At 71.2% G+C, this 20184-nt stretch carries 20 protein-coding genes; 11 read left to right on the plus strand and 9 right to left on the minus strand.

The window, feature by feature from the left end; genetic code table 11:
- The first annotated feature begins 1 nt into the window (after position 1).
- The 4 genes from PCA76_RS18240 to PCA76_RS18255 all read left to right on the plus strand — a co-directional run bounded on the left by PCA76_RS18240 (position 2) and on the right by PCA76_RS18255 (position 3847).
- Positions 2-1549, plus strand: coding sequence for an NAD(P)/FAD-dependent oxidoreductase (locus tag PCA76_RS18240; protein ID WP_272611640.1), 1548 nt, complete (start codon positions 2-4; stop codon positions 1547-1549).
- A gap of 112 nt (positions 1550-1661) precedes the next feature.
- Complete coding sequence (locus tag PCA76_RS18245; protein WP_272611641.1) at positions 1662-2030, plus strand: hypothetical protein; 369 nt, start codon at positions 1662-1664, stop codon at positions 2028-2030.
- Between the two features lie 175 nt (positions 2031-2205).
- Positions 2206-2577: a YciI family protein gene (locus tag PCA76_RS18250; RefSeq protein ID WP_272611642.1), complete on the plus strand. Its 372-nt coding sequence runs from the start codon at positions 2206-2208 to the stop codon at positions 2575-2577.
- 43 nt (positions 2578-2620) lie between these two features.
- Positions 2621-3847, plus strand: a complete 1227-nt coding sequence (locus tag PCA76_RS18255; protein ID WP_272611643.1) for an RNA polymerase sigma factor — start codon at positions 2621-2623, stop codon at positions 3845-3847.
- Between the two features lie 71 nt (positions 3848-3918).
- Here PCA76_RS18255 and PCA76_RS18260 read toward each other — a convergent pair whose 3' ends face one another.
- The 4 genes from PCA76_RS18260 to PCA76_RS18275 form a co-directional block, all read right to left on the minus strand.
- Positions 3919-4416 (minus strand): YcxB family protein, encoded by a 498-nt coding sequence (locus PCA76_RS18260; RefSeq protein WP_272611644.1) that lies wholly within the window; start codon positions 4414-4416, stop codon positions 3919-3921.
- Between the two features lie 213 nt (positions 4417-4629).
- Entirely contained in the window at positions 4630-4917 is a 288-nt protein-coding gene (locus PCA76_RS18265) for a hypothetical protein (protein ID WP_272611645.1), read from the minus strand.
- Between the two features lie 122 nt (positions 4918-5039).
- The gene (locus PCA76_RS18270; RefSeq protein WP_272611646.1) at positions 5040-5900 is read right to left on the minus strand and encodes a hypothetical protein; all 861 of its coding nucleotides are present in this window, start codon (positions 5898-5900) and stop codon (positions 5040-5042) included.
- Between the two features lie 284 nt (positions 5901-6184).
- On the minus strand, positions 6185-7432 hold the full coding sequence (locus tag PCA76_RS18275; RefSeq protein ID WP_272611647.1) for an MFS transporter: 1248 nt from the start codon (positions 7430-7432) through the stop codon (positions 6185-6187).
- Positions 7433-7555: 123 nt separating this feature from the next.
- On the opposite strand from PCA76_RS18275, the gene PCA76_RS18280 reads away from it, so the two are divergent.
- Both PCA76_RS18280 and PCA76_RS18285 read left to right on the plus strand, forming a co-directional pair.
- Positions 7556-8509: a LysR family transcriptional regulator gene (locus tag PCA76_RS18280; protein WP_272611648.1), complete on the plus strand. Its 954-nt coding sequence runs from the start codon at positions 7556-7558 to the stop codon at positions 8507-8509.
- Between the two features lie 10 nt (positions 8510-8519).
- A complete protein-coding gene (locus PCA76_RS18285; protein ID WP_272611649.1) occupies positions 8520-9254 on the plus strand; it encodes a VOC family protein in 735 nt (244 codons plus the stop codon).
- A 398-nt stretch (positions 9255-9652) separates the two neighbouring features.
- Here the strand turns inward: PCA76_RS18285 and PCA76_RS18290 are convergent, their stop codons facing one another.
- From PCA76_RS18290 to PCA76_RS18300, 3 genes are all read right to left on the minus strand, one after another.
- Positions 9653-10450, minus strand: coding sequence for a sugar phosphate isomerase/epimerase family protein (locus tag PCA76_RS18290; protein ID WP_272619463.1), 798 nt, complete (start codon positions 10448-10450; stop codon positions 9653-9655).
- A 5-nt stretch (positions 10451-10455) separates the two neighbouring features.
- Positions 10456-11493, minus strand: a complete 1038-nt coding sequence (locus tag PCA76_RS18295) for a dihydrodipicolinate synthase family protein (protein WP_442930141.1) — start codon at positions 11491-11493, stop codon at positions 10456-10458.
- Between the two features lie 112 nt (positions 11494-11605).
- Positions 11606-12757, minus strand: a complete 1152-nt coding sequence (locus tag PCA76_RS18300) for a Gfo/Idh/MocA family protein (RefSeq protein WP_272611650.1) — start codon at positions 12755-12757, stop codon at positions 11606-11608.
- A gap of 358 nt (positions 12758-13115) precedes the next feature.
- Between PCA76_RS18300 and PCA76_RS18305 the strand changes: the two genes are divergently transcribed.
- Both PCA76_RS18305 and PCA76_RS18310 read left to right on the plus strand, forming a co-directional pair.
- Positions 13116-14180: a LacI family DNA-binding transcriptional regulator gene (locus PCA76_RS18305; RefSeq protein WP_272611651.1), complete on the plus strand. Its 1065-nt coding sequence runs from the start codon at positions 13116-13118 to the stop codon at positions 14178-14180.
- On the plus strand, positions 14177-15196 hold the full coding sequence (locus PCA76_RS18310) for a phosphotransferase family protein (protein ID WP_272611652.1): 1020 nt from the start codon (positions 14177-14179) through the stop codon (positions 15194-15196). Before PCA76_RS18305 ends, PCA76_RS18310 begins: the two co-directional genes overlap by 4 nt.
- Before the next feature lie 46 nt (positions 15197-15242).
- Here the strand turns inward: PCA76_RS18310 and PCA76_RS18315 are convergent, their stop codons facing one another.
- Positions 15243-15905 (minus strand): fasciclin domain-containing protein, encoded by a 663-nt coding sequence (locus PCA76_RS18315; RefSeq protein ID WP_272611653.1) that lies wholly within the window; start codon positions 15903-15905, stop codon positions 15243-15245.
- A gap of 134 nt (positions 15906-16039) precedes the next feature.
- Between PCA76_RS18315 and PCA76_RS18320 the strand changes: the two genes are divergently transcribed.
- A complete protein-coding gene (locus tag PCA76_RS18320; RefSeq protein WP_272611654.1) occupies positions 16040-16525 on the plus strand; it encodes a GNAT family N-acetyltransferase in 486 nt (161 codons plus the stop codon).
- Between the two features lie 139 nt (positions 16526-16664).
- Here PCA76_RS18320 and PCA76_RS18325 read toward each other — a convergent pair whose 3' ends face one another.
- Positions 16665-17942, minus strand: a complete 1278-nt coding sequence (locus PCA76_RS18325; protein WP_272611655.1) for an MFS transporter — start codon at positions 17940-17942, stop codon at positions 16665-16667.
- Positions 17943-18067: 125 nt separating this feature from the next.
- Here PCA76_RS18325 and PCA76_RS18330 point away from each other — a divergent pair, with 125 nt between their 5' ends.
- Both PCA76_RS18330 and PCA76_RS18335 read left to right on the plus strand, forming a co-directional pair.
- On the plus strand, positions 18068-19255 hold the full coding sequence (locus PCA76_RS18330; RefSeq protein ID WP_272611656.1) for an NAD(P)/FAD-dependent oxidoreductase: 1188 nt from the start codon (positions 18068-18070) through the stop codon (positions 19253-19255).
- Entirely contained in the window at positions 19252-20169 is a 918-nt protein-coding gene (locus PCA76_RS18335) for an RNA polymerase sigma-70 factor (protein ID WP_272611657.1), read from the plus strand. Before PCA76_RS18330 ends, PCA76_RS18335 begins: the two co-directional genes overlap by 4 nt.
- The last annotated feature ends 15 nt before the right edge of the window (positions 20170-20184 follow it).

Consider the following 20184-nt stretch of genomic DNA (forward strand, 5'->3'; position numbering starts at 1 on the left):
CATGACTGAGCAACACGGCACGGTGGTCATCGGCGCGGGGCCGGCCGGGCTCACGGCGGCGTACGAGTTGCTGCGGCACGGTCGGCCGGTCCGGGTGTTCGAGGCGGACGACGTGGTCGGCGGGATCAGCCGGACCGTGGAGCGCGACGGGTGGCGGTTCGACATCGGTGGGCACCGGTTCTTCACGAAGGTGCCCCGGGTGGAGGCGTTCTGGCACGAGATCCTGCCGGACGAGGACTTCCTGACGCGGCCCCGGATGAGCCGGATCTTCTACCGGGGTGCGCTGTTCAACTACCCGCTCAGCGCCGTGAACGCGCTGCGCAACCTCGGGCTGCCGGAGGCCGCCCGCTGCCTCGGCTCGTACGCCCGCGCCCGGCTGCGCCCGCCCAAGGACCAGTCGCACTTCGAAGGCTGGGTGTCGGCCCGGTTCGGGTGGCGGCTCTACTCGATCTTCTTCAAGACGTACACCGAGAAGGTCTGGGGAATGCCGGCGGACCGGCTGCAGGCGGACTGGGCCGCGCAGCGGATCAAGAACCTGTCGCTGGCCAAGGCGATCCGCAACGCGGTGCTGCCCCGGCGGCGGCGAACGGACGTGACCAGCCTGATCGAGCAGTTCCAGTACCCGAAGTACGGGCCGGGGATGATGTGGGAACGCTGCGCCGAGCAGGTGCGCCAGCGGGGCGGGCAGGTGTCGACCGGCATCTGGGTCACGGCCGTGCACCGCGACCCGGCACAACGGCGGGCGATCAGCGTGACGGTCAACGGCGCGGGCGGGCAGCGTACCGAACCGGCGGACCACGTGATCTCGTCGATGCCGATCTCGGAGCTGGTGGCCGCGCTACGCCCTCCGGCGCCGCCGGAGGTGCTGGCCTGCGCCGCCGACCTGCGCTACCGCGACTTCCTGACGGTCGCCCTGGTGGTGCCGGCGGAATTCTCGTTCCCGGACAACTGGATCTACGTGCACGACCCGGGGGTACGGGTGGGCCGGATCCAGAACTTCGGCTCCTGGTCGCCGTACCTCGTCAAGGACGGGCGCACCTGCCTGGGCCTGGAGTACTTCGTCTTCGAGGACGACGAGATGTGGCGTACCCCGGATGCCGACCTCGTGGCGTTGGCTACCGCGGAGCTGGAGCGGTTGGGGTTGGCCCGGCCCGGCGTGGTGGAGGCCGGCTACGTCGTGCGCATGCCCAAGGCCTACCCGGTGTACGACGAGCGCTACCAGCACAACGTGGACGTGATCCGGGCCTGGCTGACCGAGGCCGTGCCGAACGTGCACCCGGTGGGGCGCAACGGCATGCACCGCTACAACAACCAGGACCACTCGATGCTCACCGCGATGCTCACCGCCGAGAACATCGCCACCGGCAGTACGCACGACGTGTGGTCGGTCAACGTGGAGCAGGACTACCACGAGCAGTCCTCTGACCGCGACGGCCGACGGGGCACGGGCCGGGACGCGCCGGTGCTGCCCAGCCGGGTCATCACCGCTCCCGAGGGTGTCCGTGCCGCTGGAACCGGTGATCGGCCGGCGCAGGTGCCGCTGGGCTGACGGAACGGAACGCGAGCGGCCGGTGGTGTGCCTCGGCGGAGGCGGTGCGCTCCGCGTCGACCAGAGCGCGGCCTCGCTGAACGCGGGCATCCGTGCGCTAGCGTGTCGCCCCATGGGACCCGTGGACCTGGTCTTGGCCGTCGTCGCCGCCGCCGCCAACCTGGCCATGGCCGCCGTGCTGCTCGCCAGGAGCCGTGGCGGCACGGCGGTGCCCCGGATCTTCGGCCGCCCGCAGCCCCTCCCGCGCCTGCGGGCCGTGATGCACACCTGCCTGGGGCTGGGGATGGGCGTCGGCTGGCTCGCGAAGGACATCTTCCCGCCCCACTCCACGGGCGACACGGTGCTGTTCCACGTGGTGAGGATCCTGCTGGTGGCTGCTTGCGTCACCGCCCTGCTGGGCGCCTTCCGGCACGCGCGCCCCAGCCACCACCTGGGCAAGCCTCGCATCGGGATGCGGCCGCGAGCCGGCCGGCCACATTGAGAAGCCTCGAAGGACGCCGTCCGGTCCCGCCGACCGTGCGAACCAGATCTCGGGCAGGACGGATCGGCTGCGTCACAGCGCGAGTTTCTCCGGGGGGTGTGTCGATCCGCGGGCCGCTCGTTCGACGTGTGGGTGCGAGGGTCGAGAGGCGGCCCCGCCGGATGAGGAGAACGCGATGCCGAAGTACATGCTGATCATGCGGGGCACCGACGAGTCGAACGCGGCCATGATGGCGTCGATCGACGAGGCGATGGCCGCGACCGGTCGGTTCATCGAGGAGATGATCAAGGCTGGTGTTCTCCTCGCGGCCGAAGGGCTGGACGATCCGGCCCGAGGCGTCGTGGTCGACTTCAGCGGCGAGGCCCCGGTGGTCACCGACGGGCCGTACGGCGAGACCAAGGAACTGTTCGGGGGCTTCTTCCTGCTCGACGTCGCCTCGCAGCAGGAGGCGGTCGAGTGGGCCAAGCGGGTCCCGGCGACCCCCGGGTCCAAGATCGAGGTCCGGCGGGTGCCCGGGAGCGACGAGGTTCCGCAGGTCGACGAGTGATTGTCAAGGACTGGGCCGGGCGCGAGAACAACGCCCAGATCTGATGGGTACGACCGACGTCGAGGCCGTCTGGCGGATCGAGTCGGCGCGGATCGTCGCCGCGCTGACCCGGTTCACCGGCGATTTCGGGCTGGCCGAGGACGCGGCCCAGGAGGCGGTGGCCGAGGCGCTGGTGTCGTGGCCGCTCACCTCCCCGACGAATCCGGCCGGCTGGCTGATGGCCACGGCCCGGAGGCGGGCGATCGACGCGATCCGCCGCCGGACCGCCCTCCAGGACCGATATGCCCTGCTGGCGGCCGACGTGGCGGCCGACTCGACGGTTGACGAAGAAGTCGATCCTGACAAGATCGATGACGACGTGCTGGCGCTGATGTTCGTCAGTTGCCACCCGGTGCTCTCCCGCGAGGCCCGGGCGGCGCTGACCCTACGCGTGGTCGGCGGCCTGTCCAGCGAGGAGATCGCCCGCGCGTTCCTCGTATCCGTGCCGACCGTGCAGGCCCGCATCACCCGGGGCAAGAAGACGATCGCGGCGGCCGGGGTGCCGTTCGAGCTGCCGCCGGCCGCCGAGCGCCGGGAGCGGCTGGGCGGCGTACTCAGCGTCCTCTACGTGATCTTCACCGAGGGATCGACGGCCACGTCGGGCGACCGGCTGCTACGCCCCGACGTCGCGTACGAGGCGATCCGGCTGGCCCGCACGCTGGCCGCGCTGCAACCGGCCGAGCCGGAGGTGCACGGCCTGCTCGCGTTGTGCGAGCTGACCGCCGCGCGCTTCCCGGCCCGGACCAGCCCGGACGGCTCGCCGATCCTGCTGGAGGACCAGGACCGCCGGTTGTGGGACTTCTCGGCGATCCGCCGTGGGCTGGCCTCGCTGGCCAGGGCATCGACTCGCGGCCTCGGCCCCTACGGTCTGCAGGCGGCGATCGCGGCCACCCACGCGTCGGCGCCCTCCGTCGAGGCGACCGACTGGGACCGGATCGTGGTGCTCTACGAGGCACTCGGCCGGGTCGCGCCCTCGCCGGTGGTCGAGCTCAACCGGGCCGTCGCCGTGGCCATGGCCTCGGGCCCGGCGCAGGCCCTGGCCATCGTGGACGAGTTGATCGCCTCGGACCGGCTCCCCGGTTCGCATCTGGTTCCGACCGTACGCGGTGAGCTGCTGGTCCGGCTGGGACGGCGACCGGAAGCGCGCGCCGAGCTGGAGCTGGCCGCCCGGCTGTGCGCCAACCAGCGTGAACGGTCTGTGCTGCTGCGCAAGGCGGCCACGCTGGGCTGACTTCTCCGGCTCGGCCAGCCGGGAGTCGAGCACGGCCCGGATGCCGTCGATCGCGGCCGGCGGCTATGGATTCACCGACGTCGGAGCAGTCCGCGTTCGGCCATGTAGCCGCGTAGCGTCTCGGCATCCTCGGCGGACATCAACCGGCGTGGGATCACGGTCGCCGGCATCCGACCGACGTACACGATCCAGAACTCAGGGGTGTCTTTTACCTCGGCGACCCCGTCCCAGGCGATGCCGCCGGACTCCGAGCCGCTGCGCATCATGATGTTGTCATCGGTGATGTCGTAGGCGCCCTCGACAGCGTAGCCACTGGAGCGGCGCCGGGCGCGCAACCGCACCCACGGCCAGTACAGCATCGACAGCAGGCCACCCACGACCATCGCCATCCACAGCGGCGAAATCTGCTCGCCCCACGCGAACCCCCGCGAGAGGGCGAGGCCGATCGCCCCGACCGCCGCCAGCGTCGCGCCGATATAGCCGTACCTGCGCAGCCGAACACTGCCGAGCGCAGCGGCAACGCGGCCGGGATAGGCGGGATCGGCGGGGACGTCAAAACGGATGTGCACGCCAGAACGATAGTGCCCCCACCCGCCCCTGGCGGCGCCGAACTCCCGCTCCCCTGGCCGGGTCGTCGAGCAGGGTCGGCGGCAGGTCACTACGCCTGACCCTCGTCGACGCTCAGCCGCGGGTGAGGCAATGCGCCCGGCAGCTACCGAACGCATTGACATCGACGGGGTGGCGAACCGGCCGTCTCCAGCCGGTGGCGATCAGTTTCCCGATCAGAAGGGGGGTGCGTCCTGGCCCATCAGTGCCAGCACGACGCCGCCCTTCCCGCTCTTGAGGCCTTGGACGACGACCTTGCCGGTGCTGCCGTCGGGCAGCTCCAACGTGAAGGTCTTCCCGACCGCGTTCTTGGGGCCATTGCCGGCACTGTTGGCAGGTCGGAAGTCGCCCGCCCACGGCGGAATCCCACCCTTACGAGCGGGCTCGGCGAAGAGCGCGGCGGTGCCAGGAGTCCTGGTGCCATCGGAGGAAAGAAGCACTGAGGCGCTGCGAAAGGTAGCCATATACACCAAGGATATCCCGGACTGCGCTCGATCGCGCCACGACACCTGCCCCGAAACGCCGACGGCCACGGTGAGCGACAGGCGGTGAACGCGGCGGACGGCCCGGTAGCGCTGCGATGTGCCTACACATCGTTGTGCCGAGCGCCACCCGTCGGGGCCGACTCTTGACGCGGCAGGTGTGTGCAGTGGGCCACCGTGGCGTCGTCGGGCAGCTGCGCTAGAGGTCCGCCGGCGGCCTGGGCTTCAGCTTGCCGGACCCGGCGGATGACACCGGCTGGTCCGTTGGCGGCGAGCAGATCCAGGACACCGGACCAGTCGGTCAGGCCGTACGGGCTGACGATGCGGCTGGCGCCGTTGCTGAGCAGCGCGACGCCGGTCAGGTCAGCGAGGGACCGGCTGCCGGTGATCGCCTCCTGCGCGGCGCGCGGGTCGTCCTTGGCGATCCAGTAGCCGCCCGGCTGGTTCCGGCGGGCGCGCATCGCCGTGACGCAGGATTCGCGGACGCGGTCGTACTCCGGCGTGCCCTGGGGAACCCCGGCCAGGGGCGCGGAGCATGCGCGCCTGGCGATGACCTCGCGCTCATCGGTGATCACCTGCGGGCCAGCATGGGCCTGGTCGAGGACGAGGAAGGAGTCCGCGAGCAGGAGATGGTCCAGGCGGCCCCGGCGGGCGCGGACCATCAGGACGGTGGCCTGCGGGCTGCTGGGGTCCGTGATGTCGCAGGTGTCGCCGTGCGCGGCGGCCAACTCGCCGATGGCGGTGGCGAGGATGGACCCGAGGTCTCGCCCGTCGTCGCGCGACAGGTGGCCGAGCAGCGCTCCGCCGAGGCGGTGCGTGTACCAGGCGACACCGTGGAAGCAGAGCGACTCGGATCCCGGGATGCCGGCACCATCCAGCAGAACGACAGCGCCGGGAACAGCACCGACGAAGTCCTCGTTCGGCCGATTGGCCCTACCGGCGCTCGTCGCCAGGCTGACGTACACGGGTGGGCTCCCTCGGTGGGCGAGAGCAGGGACGATGGCGTGCCGCCAGTGCCGCGAAGCCCGCCGCGTCGGCGGGGGGGGAAACTCGATGTGCGGTTGCCGGAGCACGCTGATAGACAGTCGGCGTGGCAACGAGTCTAGAGTTCCCCGCTCTGCTGCGGCTGATCGACGAACGGGCGGTCGTGTTCCGGTGGACGCCCTGAAGCTCGACGGCGATCGGCGTCTCTTCGACCTGCTCCTGGCCTGGGACCCGGATGAGTAACACGTGACGATGCGCCCGCGACTCAAGCGACGCGGACGTCTTCGGCCAAGACGGCCGGCGCAGGGGCGGAAAAATGGTTCCGTTTGGGCAGCAGGAGCGGGGTGGCGAGCAGGAGAACGCCGGAGGCGGCGATCGCGGCGAGCGGGCTGGTGAGCGTGGCGAGAATGCCCCAGATCACCGTCAGGGCAGCCTGTAGGAGTCTGCTGGTGGCACTCCACGTGCTGAGGATTCGAGCGGTGTGCTGCGCGGGAGTCCGTTGCAGGCGTTCGGTCGCGTAGATCGGATTGAAGATCCCCATGCAGGTGATCAGCAGGCCCTCGACGACGATCACGGTGATGAGTCCGGGGATGCCGGGTTGAACGAACGTGAGACCGAGCGGGAAGAGCGAACGCAGCCAACCAGAGCTGATCATGACCCGGTGCCGGCCGTAGCGGGCCACGAGGCGCGCGGACAGCCGGGCGCCCACGAAGCCGCCGAGTGCCGGGATGCCGAAAGCAAGACCGTACTGCCAGGGCGGGAAGTGGTATTGACCCAGCAGGAGAACGGCCAGGAGCGGGGCGGTGGCCATGATGAGGCCGCCGACCAGGATCGAGTTGAGGAACAAGCCCCTGAGTACGCGGTCGCCGAGGATGAACCGCCAGCCGTCCAGAAGGTCGGCTCCGCGCAGCCTGGTGGTCGGGTCGCGGGGTGTGGCGCCGTCGCCGGCACCGATGCGGAGGATCCCGAACGCGGACAGCAGGTAGCTGAACGCGTCGGCCAGGACAGTGATGACCGGGCCGAGCAACCCGATGAGCGCCCCACCGAGGGGCGGACCCGCGGCGGTCGCCACCCAGTTCGTGCCCTCGAATCTCCCGTTCGCCACGAGGAGGTGATCGCTGCGGACGAGATACTTCAGGTACGCGCCGGATGCGGCAGCGAAGGCGATGCTCGCGGTCCCGGAGATGACCGAGACGACCAGCAGTTGGCCGTAGGACAGCCTGTCGAGGACGTACGCGATCGGGACACTCGCCATCGCGACGAACCGGATCAGGTCCATCGCGATCATCACGGGCCGCTTGGCCCGGTGCTCCACCCACGGTCCGAGCGAGAACGCGACAATCGCCGCGACGGCAAGCCCGGCCGCTTCCAGGAGCGACACGGCGAACGCCGGCGAGTGCAGCACGTGAACTGCGATCAGCGGAAATGCGCCGAAGGCGATCCACGTACCGTAGGTGCTGGCGGCGTAGGCCGACCACAGCCAACCGAAATCGGGCCCCAACCGCACGCGCATGCGACTCCCTCGCGACAACCGATTCTTTGGGTCTCCGCATCACACCGACCGCACCGCCGCAGATCAAACAACCGCCTTCCGGGCGAGCCACAACCATCAGTTGTGCGTATGCATACTGTGTCAGTGGATACCGAGGCGGTGCGATCGTTCGTCCGCGCGTCCGAGCTCGGACAGCTGCAACACGCGGCCGACGAGCTCGGCGTCACGCAGCAGGCCGTGTCGAAGCGGATCGCGACCCTTGAGCGCGAACTCGACGTCCGCCTGTTCACCCGCACCGCCCGAGGGGTTGAGCTGACACTCGACGGCCAGGCGTTCCTCCCGCACGCCCGGACCATCGTCACGGCTGTCGATCGCGCCATCGCCGCGATCAGACCGGGCTCGCGGGCCCTTCGCATCGACGTTCTCGGCCTGCGCAGCGCGCAGGCCGTCGTCCTGCACGACTACTGGCGATCACATCCGGACACCAACCTCGACGTGGTGACCCTCAGGGTCAACGACCCTCGCGCGGCGGTCGCCGCCGTCCAGGCCGGCGATATCGACGCGTCGTTCCGCTCGGTCACCGACCCGGCCACACTGCCGCGCGACGTGCAGATGATCCACGCGTTCGACTCGCCGCTGGAACTCCTCGTCGGCCCGAGGCACCCGCTGGCCTCCGCACGGACACTGACGCCGTCCCAACTGCGTCAGCACCGGATCTGGGTGCCGGGTATCGCACCGCGAAGCGAATGGGCAGAGTTCTACGATCAGCTCGCCACCGACTTCGACCTCCGCGTCGACGCCGCCGGGCCGAACTTCGGCAACGAGGTACTCCTCGACATCCTCGCGGACTCCACTGACGTGGCAACCCTCGTGGGCTCGCGCGACCGGTACATCTGGCCGACGAACTACGACCTACGCCGCATCCCGATCGTGAACCCGACGCTCGCGTACCCGCTCTCGCTCATCCTTCCCCGAGCGAACCCACACCCGGGGCTCCGGGCGGTCATCGCGCACTTCGCGAGCCTGACACCGCTCCCCGAGACGGCCTGGCGCCCATCCTGGGCAGCGGCACCACGTCCCTCCGACGGAGACAGCTAGCATCGTCGGCATGGCAACCCGGCTCGTGCAGATCAACATGAAGGCTCGCGACGACTCCGCGCTGGGCGGTTTCTGGGCGAAGGCGCTCGGCTGGGGAGTCTCCAGCGAGGGACCCGGCGTGACCAACCTCGAACCTGAGGGCTTCGTCTACCCCGACCCCATCGCTGTCTGCCTCGACCTCGTCGTCTCCCCGGAACCCAAGACGGTGAAGAACCGGGTACACGTCGACCTCGCCACCACCTCGGCGGCCCATCAGGCAGAGGTGGTCACGCGCCTGAAGGATCTCGGCGCGACACCCGCCGACGTGGGCCAGGGCGACGTCCCATGGACGGTCATGGCCGACCCGGAGGGCAATGAGTTCTGCGTGCTGGACCCCCGACCGCTCTACCGAGACACCGGACCGATCGCCGCGGTAGTGGTCGACTGCGTGGATCCGCGAGCCATGGCCCGCTTCTGGGGCGAGGCCACGGATTGGACCCTGCACGAGGTGACCGACCACAACGCGGTATTGCGCTCCGCCAAGGGCGTCGGCCCATACCTGGAGTTCCTCCGCACACCCGATGTGAAGACCGTGTGGAACCGCGTCCACCTCGACGTCCGCCCATACCCGGGTGACGACCTGGCGGCCGAGGCGGCCAGACTGCGGAGTCTCGGCGCCACCGCCATTGACCTGGGCCGCGATGTCCCGTGGACGGTCCTCGCCGACCCGGAAGGCAACGAATTCTGCCTCCTCACCCCAAGCTGACCCAACCCCTCGTCACGGCACCGTCACGAGACCTCCCCAGGCCTGAAGGACACTCCGCATCCGCAGCGTCACAGGACGTGTCCAGAGGACATCGTAAGCCGCACTCGTCGAAGGTCGAACCGCCCACCGCGGAACGTCGCGTCGATCCTGCAGTTTCGGCCGCCGATGCGCGTGAAATGCCCCCTATGCCGAGGCAGCAATTGCAAGATCGCGGAAGAGCACAGTGCGGCCCCGTCGATCATGGAGGCGTGGTGCCCGATTTGCTGCTCTTACGGCTATTTCTCCCCCACCACAACTCCATGATCGGCGAGGCGGTGCGGGCCCCAGGAGACGGCTAGGAGCATCACCTCCAGCAGGACCGGCCAGGCCCACCCGCCGGCCACCGCCGGCCGAGAGCCTCAGACAACGTGGCTCAGGTAGCCGGCAATCGCCGCGTCCAGCACCTCCGCGCCCGGACGCGCCCACACCTCGGCGGAGAAGACCTCCACCTCGATCGGGCCGACGTAACCGGCCGCGTCCACCGCCTCGCGCAGCCGACGCAGCTCGATGCAGCCGTCGCCGGGCAGGGCCCGACCGAGCAGCACCCCCTCCGGCAGTGGCGTCACCCAGTCGCAGACCTGGAACGCGGCGATCCGGGCCCCCGCCCGTGCGATCTGCGCGTACACGGTGTCGTCCCACCACACGTGGTACGCGTCCACGACCACGCCGACCACCGTTGGGTCGAACCGTTCGGCGATGTCCAGCGCCTGGCTGAGAGTGGCGATCACACAGCGGTCGGCGGCGAACATCGGGTGCAGCGGCTCGATGGCCAGTCGTACCCCGGCCGCCGCCGCATGCGGGGCCAGCTCGCCGATCGCGTCGGCGACCCGACGCCGAGCGCCGTCGATGTCCCGGCTGGCGGACGGCAGCCCGCCGGACACCAGCACCAGCTCCGGGGCGCCGAGCGTCGCCGCCTCCTCGATGGCCCGCAGATTCTCCGCCCGCCAGTCGTCGGTGGAGAAGAAGCCGCCCCGGCACAGGGAGGTCACGGCGAGGCCGGCGTCGCGGACCAGCTTCGCCGACCGGGCCAGCCCGTGCTCGGCGACCGGCTCCCGCCACAACCCGATGCCGGGTACGCCGGCAGCCACGCACCCGGCCACCACCTCGGTCAGCGGCCAGCGCTGAGCGGTCGCCTGGTTGAACGAGAACCGCTCCAGCCCGCTCACTGCTCAACACCCGCGACGGTGAACAGCGCCCGGGCGCGAGCGGCGGCCAGGTCGGCGTCGGGCAGCAGACCGGCGGCGTCGGCCAGGGTGAGCAGCGTCGCCAGGTGCGCCGGGGACCGGCCGGCCTGCGCGCCGGCGACCATCGTGAAGTGGTCCTGGTGCCCGGCCAGCCAGGCCAGAAACACGATCCCCGTCTTGTAGTGCCAGGTCGGCGCTGCGAACAGGTGCCGGGCCAGCGGCACGGTCGGCGCGAAGATCTCGGCGTACGCCGGCAGGTCCCCCCGGTCGAGGGCGGCCAACGCGGCGGCGGCGGTTGGCGCGATGGCCGCGAACACACCGAGCAGCGCGTCGGAATGACCCACCTCGTCGCCACGGATCAGCTCCGGGTAATGGAAGTCGTCACCGGTGTAGAGGCGCACCCCGGCCGGCAGGCGACGGCGCAGTGCGACCTCCCGGCCGGCGTCCAGTAGTGACACCTTGATGCCGTCCACCGTGGACTGATGCGCCTTGATCAGCTCGATCACCGTGTCGGCGGCCAGGTCCAGGTCGACCGCACCCCAGTAGCCGGTCAACGCCGGGTCGAACATCGGACCCAGCCAATGCAGCACGACCGGCTCCTCGGCGGCGGTCAGCAGCTCGCCGTACACCCGGAGGTAGTCGTCCGGGCCGCGGGCAGCGGCAGCCAGGTGCCGGCTGCACATCAGCACCGGTCGCGCGCCGGCCGCGCGTACGTCATCGAGCTGTTCCCGGTAGGCGGCCGTGACCGCCGCCAGGGTGGCCGGGCCGGTCGGCAGTTGATCTGTGCCGACCCCGGCGACGATGCGCCCGCCCACCGCGCGGGCCTCGGCGGCGCTGCGGCGGATCAGCTCCCGGGTGGCCGGGTAGTCCAACCCCATCCCCCGCTGGGCGGTGTCCATCGCCTCGGCGACTCCCAGCCCGTACGACCAGAGGTGCCGCCGGAACGCGAGGGTGGTGTCCCAGTCCACCACCGCTGGGGCACCCGGCACGTTCTCCCCGCGCGGGTCGGCGACCACGTGCGCGGCGGCGTACGCGATCCGGCTGGTTGCCGGCGCGTCCGGTCGGGCGAAGCCGCTCCCCCGGCCAGCCGGTGCCGCCGCCCGCCCGGCAGCACCACGTCGGCCGCGCTCATGAGTGCAGCTCCGGCACCTCGACGCGGCCGCCCTCGCGGGCCGAACGCAGGCCCAGCTCGGCGAGCTGCACGCCGCGGGCGCCGGACAGAAAGTCCCAGCGGAACGGCTCACCGGCCACGACGTGCCGCAGGAACGCCTCCCACTGCACCTTGAAGCCGTTGTCGAACTCCTCGTTGTCGGGCACCTCGGCCCACTGGGCGCGGAAGTCCTCGGTGGCCGGTAGGTCCGGGTTCCACACCGGCTTCGGGGTGACCGCCCGGTGCTGCACCCGACAGTTGCGCAGCCCGGCGACCGCGCTGCCCTCGGTGCCGTCGACCTGGAACTCCACCAGCTCGTCGCGGTACACCCGGACGCACCAGGACGAGTTGAGCTGCGCGATAACCCCACCGTCGAGTTCGAAGATGCCGTACGCGGCGTCGTCGGCGGTGGCCGGATAGACGTGACCGGCCTCGTCGACCCGTTCGGGCACATGGGTGGCGGTCACGCAGGAGACGGCGGTGACCCGACCGAACAGCTCCTCCAGCACGTAATGCCAGTGCGGGAACATGTCGACCACGATGCCGCCGCCGTCCTCGGCCCGGTAGTTCCACGACGGACGCTGAGCGGGCTGCCAGTCGCCCTCGAAGACCCAGTAACCGAACTCGCCGCGCACCGAGAGGATCCGGCCGAAGAAGCCGCCGTCGATGAGGCGCTTGAGCTTGCGCAGACCGGGCAGGAAGAGCTTGTCCTGCACGACACCGGTGCGTACGCCGGCCGCGTCCGCCGCCCGGGCCAGGTCGAGCGCGGCGGCGGTGTCCTCGGCCAGGGGCTTCTCGGTGTAGATGTGCTTGCCGGCCTCGATGGCCTGCCGGATCGCCTTCTCCCGTTGTTGGGTGACCTGGGCGTCGAAGTAGATCTCGACGTCGTCGCGGGCCAGCGCCGACGTCAGGTCGGTGGTCCAGTCGGTCAGCCCGTGTCGTTCGGCGAGCTCCCGGAGCTTGGTCGCATTGCGCCCGACAAGGACCAGTTCCGGCCAGATGGTGGTGCCGTCGGCCAACGCCACGCCGCCGGATTCGCGGATGGCCAGCAGCGAGCGGACGAGGTGCTGCCGGTAGCCCATCCTTCCGGTCACGCCGTTGACGATGATGCCGATCGACCTGCGGGTCATGGTGTTCCCTCCGTCGTGCTGGTCGTGCCGATCCGCGCACAGTGGTTGGCGGCCGCGCTGCCGAGCAACCCGCGCAGTCCGGGAGCCGGTCGAAGGGGGTCCGACAGCACCTGCGCGTGGTCGCGGTGTGCCGGAAGCTCGACCGGACAGGTACGCTCCTCGGCGTAGCAGGCAAACGCTTTCCTGTGGAGCGTAGGTCGATCCCCCGACGGCAGACAAGGCCCTTCCTCGATCCGTTTCCAGCCCTCCAGCGGCATACCCGCGACCCAGGACCTCCCTGCGGGAAAGGGCTTTCTCTGCGGTACGGTGACGCTAGCCGGCACGGCGAAACGCCGTCAACAGACCGAGGGGGCGGGCCATGGCGACCCTGTCCGATGTGGCACGCCGAGCGGGCGTCTCACCCGCCACCGCCTCCCGTGTGATCAACGGCAGCAGCAAGCCGGTGACCGACGAGCTGCGCGAGCGGGTGCTCGCCGCCGTCGCCGAGCTGCAGTACGTGCCGAACGCACACGCTCAACTGCTGGCCCGCTCGCACCGCAGCGCGGTGGGCGTGATCGTGCACGACGTCTCCGACCCGTACTTCGCCGAGATCACCCGTGGGCTCCAACGCGTCGCCACGGACCAGGGCCGGTTGCTGATGATCTGCAACAGCTACCGGGACCCGGACCGCGAGCTGGAGTACGTGGAGCTGCTGCGCGGTCACCAGGTGGCGGCGTTGATCCTGGCCGGTTCCGGCTATCACGACGAGGCGTTCACCCGGCAGCTCAACGAGAAGCTCGCCGCCTACGAGGCCACCGGCGGGCGGGTGGCGGTGATCGGCCGGCACGAGCACTCCGGCGACGCGGTGATGCCGGACAACCGGGCCGGCGGCTACCTCGCCGGGCGGGAGCTGTGCGGGCTGGGGCATCGGGCGATCGGCGTGGTCGCCGGCCCGCGCATCCTGACCACCACGACCGACCGGCTGGACGGCCTCCGGCAGGCCCTCACCGAGCAGGGCCGCGACCTGCCGGACCGGCGGATCCGGTACGCGGAGTTCGACCGCGACGGCGGCGCCGAGGCCACTGACCGTCTGCTCGACGCCGACCCGGACCTGACCGCGATCGTGGCACTCAACGACTCGATGGCCATCGGTGCGCTCGCCACCCTGCGGGCGCGTTCACTGGCCGTGCCGCAGCGGGTCTCCGTGGTGGGCTTCGACGACATGCCGATCGCCCGGGACGTGACCCCGGCGCTGACCACCGTGCGACTGCCGCTGGTCGAGATGGGAGTGCGGGCGATGTCCCTGGTGCTCGGTGCGGAGGTCCCGACGCCCCGGGTCGAGGTGCTCCCCGCCGAGCTGGTCCGCCGTGACACCGCCGGTCCCGTCCCGCGTTCCACCACCGGCTCGGTGCCGCGCGCTCGGCGGGGTGACACCGCGTCGTGACCGGCGTCAGCCCGACGCAGCGTCCCCTCACGAGCGACGACGTGGCGTACCTGCTCCGCGCGTCGTTCGGGCCGCACGCCCGGGTCCGGGACGCCGGTCCGCTGGCCGGCGGCGGGTACGCGACGGTCTGGTGGGCGCTGCTCGACGACGACCGCCGGGTGGCGCTGAAGCTGGCCCCGCCGGCCGGAACGCCGCTGCTGCGCTACGAACGAGGACTCTGCGCGGCCGAGGCTCGATACTTCCAACTCGTCGCGAAACATGCGCCGCAGGTTCCCGTGCCCCCGGTGTTGTGGCACGGCAGCGACCCCGCGTACGGCGAGTGGTTGGTCACCACGATGCTGCCCGGCCGGTCGCTGTCCGAGCTGGCCAAGGCCGACGTCGCGGTCGATGACAGCCTGGCGCGGTACGACCTCGGGGTGGCCCTCGCCGCGTTGCACCGGGTCACCGGCGATCGGTTCGGGTACGACGGCGGCCGGGCCGGCGGGCCGACCTGGCGGGCGGCGTTCACGGCGATGCTCGACGCGCTGCTCGCCGACGCGACCGACTGGCACGTTCGGCTGCCGGTGACCCCGGACCGCCTGCACACGCTGGTGGGGCGGCACGCCGACGTGTTGGACGAGGTACGCCGCCCGGCGCTGCTGCACTTCGACTGCTGGGACGGCAACGTGCTGGCCGCGCCCGACCCGGACGGCCGGCTGCGGTTGCACGGCCTGGTGGACGGTGAACGGTTCCTCTACGGCGACCCGCTGCTCGACCTGGTCTCGCCGCTGCTCTTCCGGCGCGTCGAGGACGAGCCGGAGCATCCTCTGCTGCGCGGCTACCGCAGCGCTGCCGGCGAGCCGCTGGTGCTGGACGCTTCGGCGCGCCGCCGGCTCGGCCTCTACCGGCTGCACCTGTACCTGCTGATGACGGTGGAGATGCCCAGCCGTGGCATGACCGCGCGGAGCCATCCCGGGCGGTCCGCGCGGCTGGCGGCTCTGCTCGACGGGGAGATCGCCGTGCTCGACCGGGGTTGACGCGCGGGTGGCGTCCGACGTGTGGTCGGACGCCACCCGGCCTCGGTCAGGGCAGGTCGATCGGGCGCAGCACCCGGTCCACGGCGTGGGCGATCTGCCGGTTGCCCTTGTTGACGTCGTAGGAGATGACGCGCGCGTCACGGTCGTTGGTGTCGGCGTCGACAAGCCGCACCTGGCGGAAGAAGTACAGGTAGGTGCGCACGTCGACCTCGACGGCCGAGCCGAGCGCGGTGGTCAGGTCCGTGCCGTCGGCCCGGATCGCCGTCTTGCGATCGATCGTGGCGCCCGGCACCACGTGGTAGAGCAGCACCGACTCGACAGTGTCGATGCCCAGCCCGGCGACGGCGGTGAAGGCGGCGCTCTCACTGGGCAGCTTCCGGGACTGCGTGATCTCGCGTACCAACTGCTGGAAGGCGGCGTCGTTGGGAATGAACGCGGTCAACGCGACGGTGCCGTCGGTGAGCACCTTGACCGGGGAGTTCGGCTTGGCCTCCAGCACGGCCAGCACGGCCGCCGTCAGCACGTCGAAGTCCCGCGAGTTGCGGTCGAAGCCGCTGGTGTCCTTCGTGAGCACCGCGGCGAGTGAGGTCGTGCCGAGCGGCTTGGCCTTGCCGGTCGCCTGAGCGGCCGGCACAGCGATGGCCGTGGTGGCCAGCGCCGTGGCCATGGCGCCCACCGCCATCCTGGCGGCGAGTCGTGCGATCTTCATCAGCGGGCCTTTCGTCGAAGCGACGGATCCGTGACATCTCGTCACGATCCATGCTTCGCACCAGGTAGGCCGCGTGGATGCACCTGCGGATAAACGGATTGTCCGGGGCTCCTGCCAGCGCCTAACCTCCCCCGGTGCTGATTCGGGAGTTCGTCGACCGGGACTGGTCGCAGGTGTGGCCGATCGTCGAGGAGGTGATCCGGGCACAGGAGACGTTCCCCTACGACCCGGCGATGACCGCCGAGCAGTCGCACGGCATGTGGGTCGAGGCGGCGCCGGGGCGGACCGTCGTGGCGGTCGACGGCGAGCGGGTGCTGGGCACCTCGAAGATGGGCACCAACCGGCCTGGGCCGGGCGCGCACGTGTCCACCGCGAGCTTCATGGTCGCCGCCGACGCGCGGGGCCGGGGCGTGGGCACCGCGCTGTGCCGCGACGCCCTGACCTGGGCCCGCCAGCAGGGGTACGCCGGCATGCAGTTCAACGCCGTGGTGGAGACCAACCGGTCGGCGGTGGAGTTGTACCGGCGGGAGGGCTTCGAGGTCGTCGGCACCGTGCCGGGCGCGTTCCGGCACCCCACCCTCGGCCGGGTCGGCCTGCACGTGATGTACCAGGAGTTCTAAGCCCGAGCCCCGCCCGCCTGCTCGCGCCCCGCCCGAGCCCCGCCCGCCTGCTCGCGTCGATCATGGACTTGTGGTGGTGTGCAAAAGGGGCGTGCATTCACAACGCGCCCACCATAAATCCATGATCGACCAGGAGGGCTCAGCCGCCGGTTGGGGCCGGGGCCGGGCGCAGTCCGGGCTGCCCGGCGGCCGGCTCCTCGCCGGCGCGGCGGATCGGGGTGAAGAGGCCGCCGATCGCGACCAACAGGCATCCCGCGCCCGCCGCGAGCGTCACCGCCGGAGCACCGTAGCGGCCGGCGGCCCAGGTCAGCACGACAGCGCCGGCCGGACCGAGGGCGTAGTGCGTGCTCCAGAACGCCGACGTGACCCGGCCCAGCAGGTGATCGGGGGTGATCTCCTGCCGCAGGGACATCGAACAGATCCCACCGATGCTCAGGCAGCACAGGTACACCGCGGTCAGCGCGGTGACCGCCGGCACGGTCGCCGCGAGGCCGACGCCCGCCACCGCGAAACCACAGATCGCCTGCGCGCCGATCCAGGTCGCGCCGAAGCCGCGCCGACGGCGTAACGGGGCCACCAGCAGCGCGCCGGCGACAGTGCCCAGCGCGGCCAGGCCGAGCACCGTGCCGACGGTGCCCTCGGAGCCGCCGAGGTCGTGTGTGACGTGGTAGATCAGTACGTCGATGAAGCCGTAGGTGAGGAAGATGAAGACCGACAACAGGACGGTCAGCGCGCGCAGCACGGGCTGCCGCCACAGGAACCGCGCCCCGGCCAGGAACTCGGCCAGCGGGCGCTGCCGGGTCACCCCCTCGTCCACCTGGACGGGGCGCAGTCGGATCAGCCACAGGCCGGCCGTCGAGAGCGCGAAGCTCGCCGCGTTGACGGCGATGGCGGTCGCCGGGCCGAAACGGGCCGCCACCACACCGGCGAGCAGCGGCCCGAGGACGGCCGCCGCCGCGTACGTCGCCTGCAACCGGCCGTTGGCCTCGGTGATCCGGTCGGAGTCGACGAGGTTACGGACCGCGGTCACCGCGGCGACCTGGAACACCATGCCGGCCGCCTCGCAGATCGGCAGCACGACGAAGAGCAGCCAGACCTGCGGGCCGGCGAGCCATGCCAGTGGCACCAGGGCGTAGAGCACCATCCGGATCAGATCCGCCACGATCATCAGGGTGCGACGGTCGTACCGGTCGACCAGCACCCCGCCGAAGATCCCGGCGACGACGGACGCCGCACCCGCGACGGCGGTGAGCAGGCCCATCTTCGCCACCGACCCGGTCGCCTGGAGCACCAGCAGCGGCACCGCCAGGTAGGCGAACGAGTCGCCGGCCGCCGAGAGTGACTGCGCGACCCAGTACCTGCCGAAGGTCCGGTCCCGCCACAGCGGACCCCGACCAGCGGCGGCAGATCGGCTCATCGCGCCAAGGGTAGTGAACGCGGGCGTCCGACGCTGGCCGTGGCGGGCGTCACAGGGCTGCCATGTCACGAACCGGCGAGCGGCACGCATCTCGTGGTCGTCACACCGATCAGAGAGGCGAAACGATGAGCACATCGCAGGGCACGCACGGCGTGCTGATCCTGGGCGCGGGCTACGCGGGCATGGCCGCGGCGACCCAGCTCGCGGCCCGGACCAGGCGGGCCGACGTGCAGGTGACAGTGGTCAACGCGCAGGAGCGATTCACCGAGCGCCTCCGGCTGCACATGACGGCGACCGGGCAGCCGCTCGCCGAGCTGAACATCCCTGAGCTGCTGGCGGAGACGGGTGCGCAGTTCGTGCGCGGCTGGGTGACGGCGGTGGACGCCCACGCGAAGACCGTCCGCATCGACGACAGCCGCGTGCTGCGCTACGACACCCTGGTCTACGCGTTGGGCAGCGTGACGGACACGGCGGCGGTCCCGGGCGTCGAGGAGCACGCGTACGCCCTGGACAGTCCGAGCGGCGCGACCACGCTGGCGGACCGGCTGGCCCGGCTCGGCACCGGCACGGTCGTCGTCGTCGGCAGCGGGTTGACCGGGGTCGAGGCGGCCGCGGAGATCGCGGAACGGCACCCGGAGGTCGCTGTCACGCTGGTGGGCCAGCAGGATCCGGGGGCGAGCATGAACCCGAAGGCCCGGGCGTACCTGCGGGCCGCGCTGACCCGCCTCCGCGTCCAGGTGATCACCGGGGTGGCGGTCACCGGGGTCCGACCCGACGGGGTCGAGCTGGCCGGCGCGGAGACCTTGGCGGCCGACGTCGTCCTCTGGACGGGAGGTACCCGGGTGGCGCCGCTGGCGGCCGCCGCCGGGTTGACCGTCGACGAACGCGGGCGCGTCGTCACCGACCCCGCGTTGCGGTCGGTGTCGCATCCCGAGGTGTACGCGATCGGCGACGCGGCCGCGGTCCGGCAGGGTTACGGGGTGCTGCACGGCACCTGCCAGAGTGGCATGCCGACCGGCGTGCACGCGGCGGTGTCGATCGCCCGCGTGCTGCGGGGCAGGCAACCCCGGCCGTTCCGGTTCGGTTATTACCACACGCCGGTCAGCCTCGGCCGACACGACGCGGTCGTGCAGTTCACCCACCCCGACGACAGCCCTCGCCGCGGGTGTCTGACCGGGCGGATGGCGGTCTGGTACAAGGAGACCGTGAGCGCCTCACCCTGGCCGACCTACCGTCGCATGTCGCGGCTGCCCTCCACCGGTGCGGTCTGGCCGCGCGGCGGCCGCTTCACCCGTCTGCGGGACGCGCGGTGACGCACCCGCCGGACGCCGACGAGCAGGTGTTCCACCGTCATCGCAACCTGCTGTTCTCGGTCGCCTACCGGATCCTCGGCAGCGCGGCGGACGCCGAGGACGCGGTGCAGGACGCCTGGATCAGATGGTCCTCGGCAGACCGCGCCCAGGTCGCCGACCCCAAGGCGTACCTCGCCCGCATCGTGTCGAACCTCGCGATGCAGCGCCTGCGCTCGGCTCGGCACCACCGCGAGACCTATGTGGGGCCGTGGCTGCCCGAACCCGTCCTGACCGATGCGGACGCCGCCGACGCCGTCACCGACGCCGAGTCCGTGTCGATGGCGATGCTGGTGGTGCTGGAGACGCTCAGCCCGCTCGAGCGTGCCGTGTTCGTCCTGCGGGAGGTCTTCGACTTCAGCCACGCGGAGATCGCGGCGGCGGTGGAACGGTCCGAGGCTGCGGTCCGTCAGACCGCTCACCGTGCTCGTGAGCATGTGCAAGGCCAGCGGCCACGCTTCACCGCGGACCGGTCGCAGCAGCGCGGAGTCACCGAGCGATTCCTCGCCGCCTCGACCGGTGGCGACATCAACACCCTGCTGGAGCTGCTGTCTCCGGACGTCGCATTGTGGACCGACGGTGGCGGTAAGGTCCGCCAGGCCCTGCTTCCCATCAGGGGTGCGGGAACGGTCGCGGCCTGGTTCGCGGCCATCAACACCGTCACCTACCAGGGCGTCGCGCCGCACGACATGCACGCCGCCCTGGTCGAGATCAACGGGGGGCCGGGTCTGGTGTTCAGCGGTGCGGGCCGGGTGGTCGCCACCGTCTCCTTCGACATCGACGCGGGCGGGCGCATCACCACCATCCACAACATCGCCAACCCCGACAAGCTTCGCGCCGTCGCCGACGGCACCACCCACCACCTCGTCAGGCGCTGAGCGGGACGCCGCACC

Origin of the sequence: Micromonospora sp. LH3U1 (assembly GCF_028475105.1) — a bacterium.
Classification (GTDB): Bacteria; Actinomycetota; Actinomycetes; order Mycobacteriales; family Micromonosporaceae; genus Micromonospora.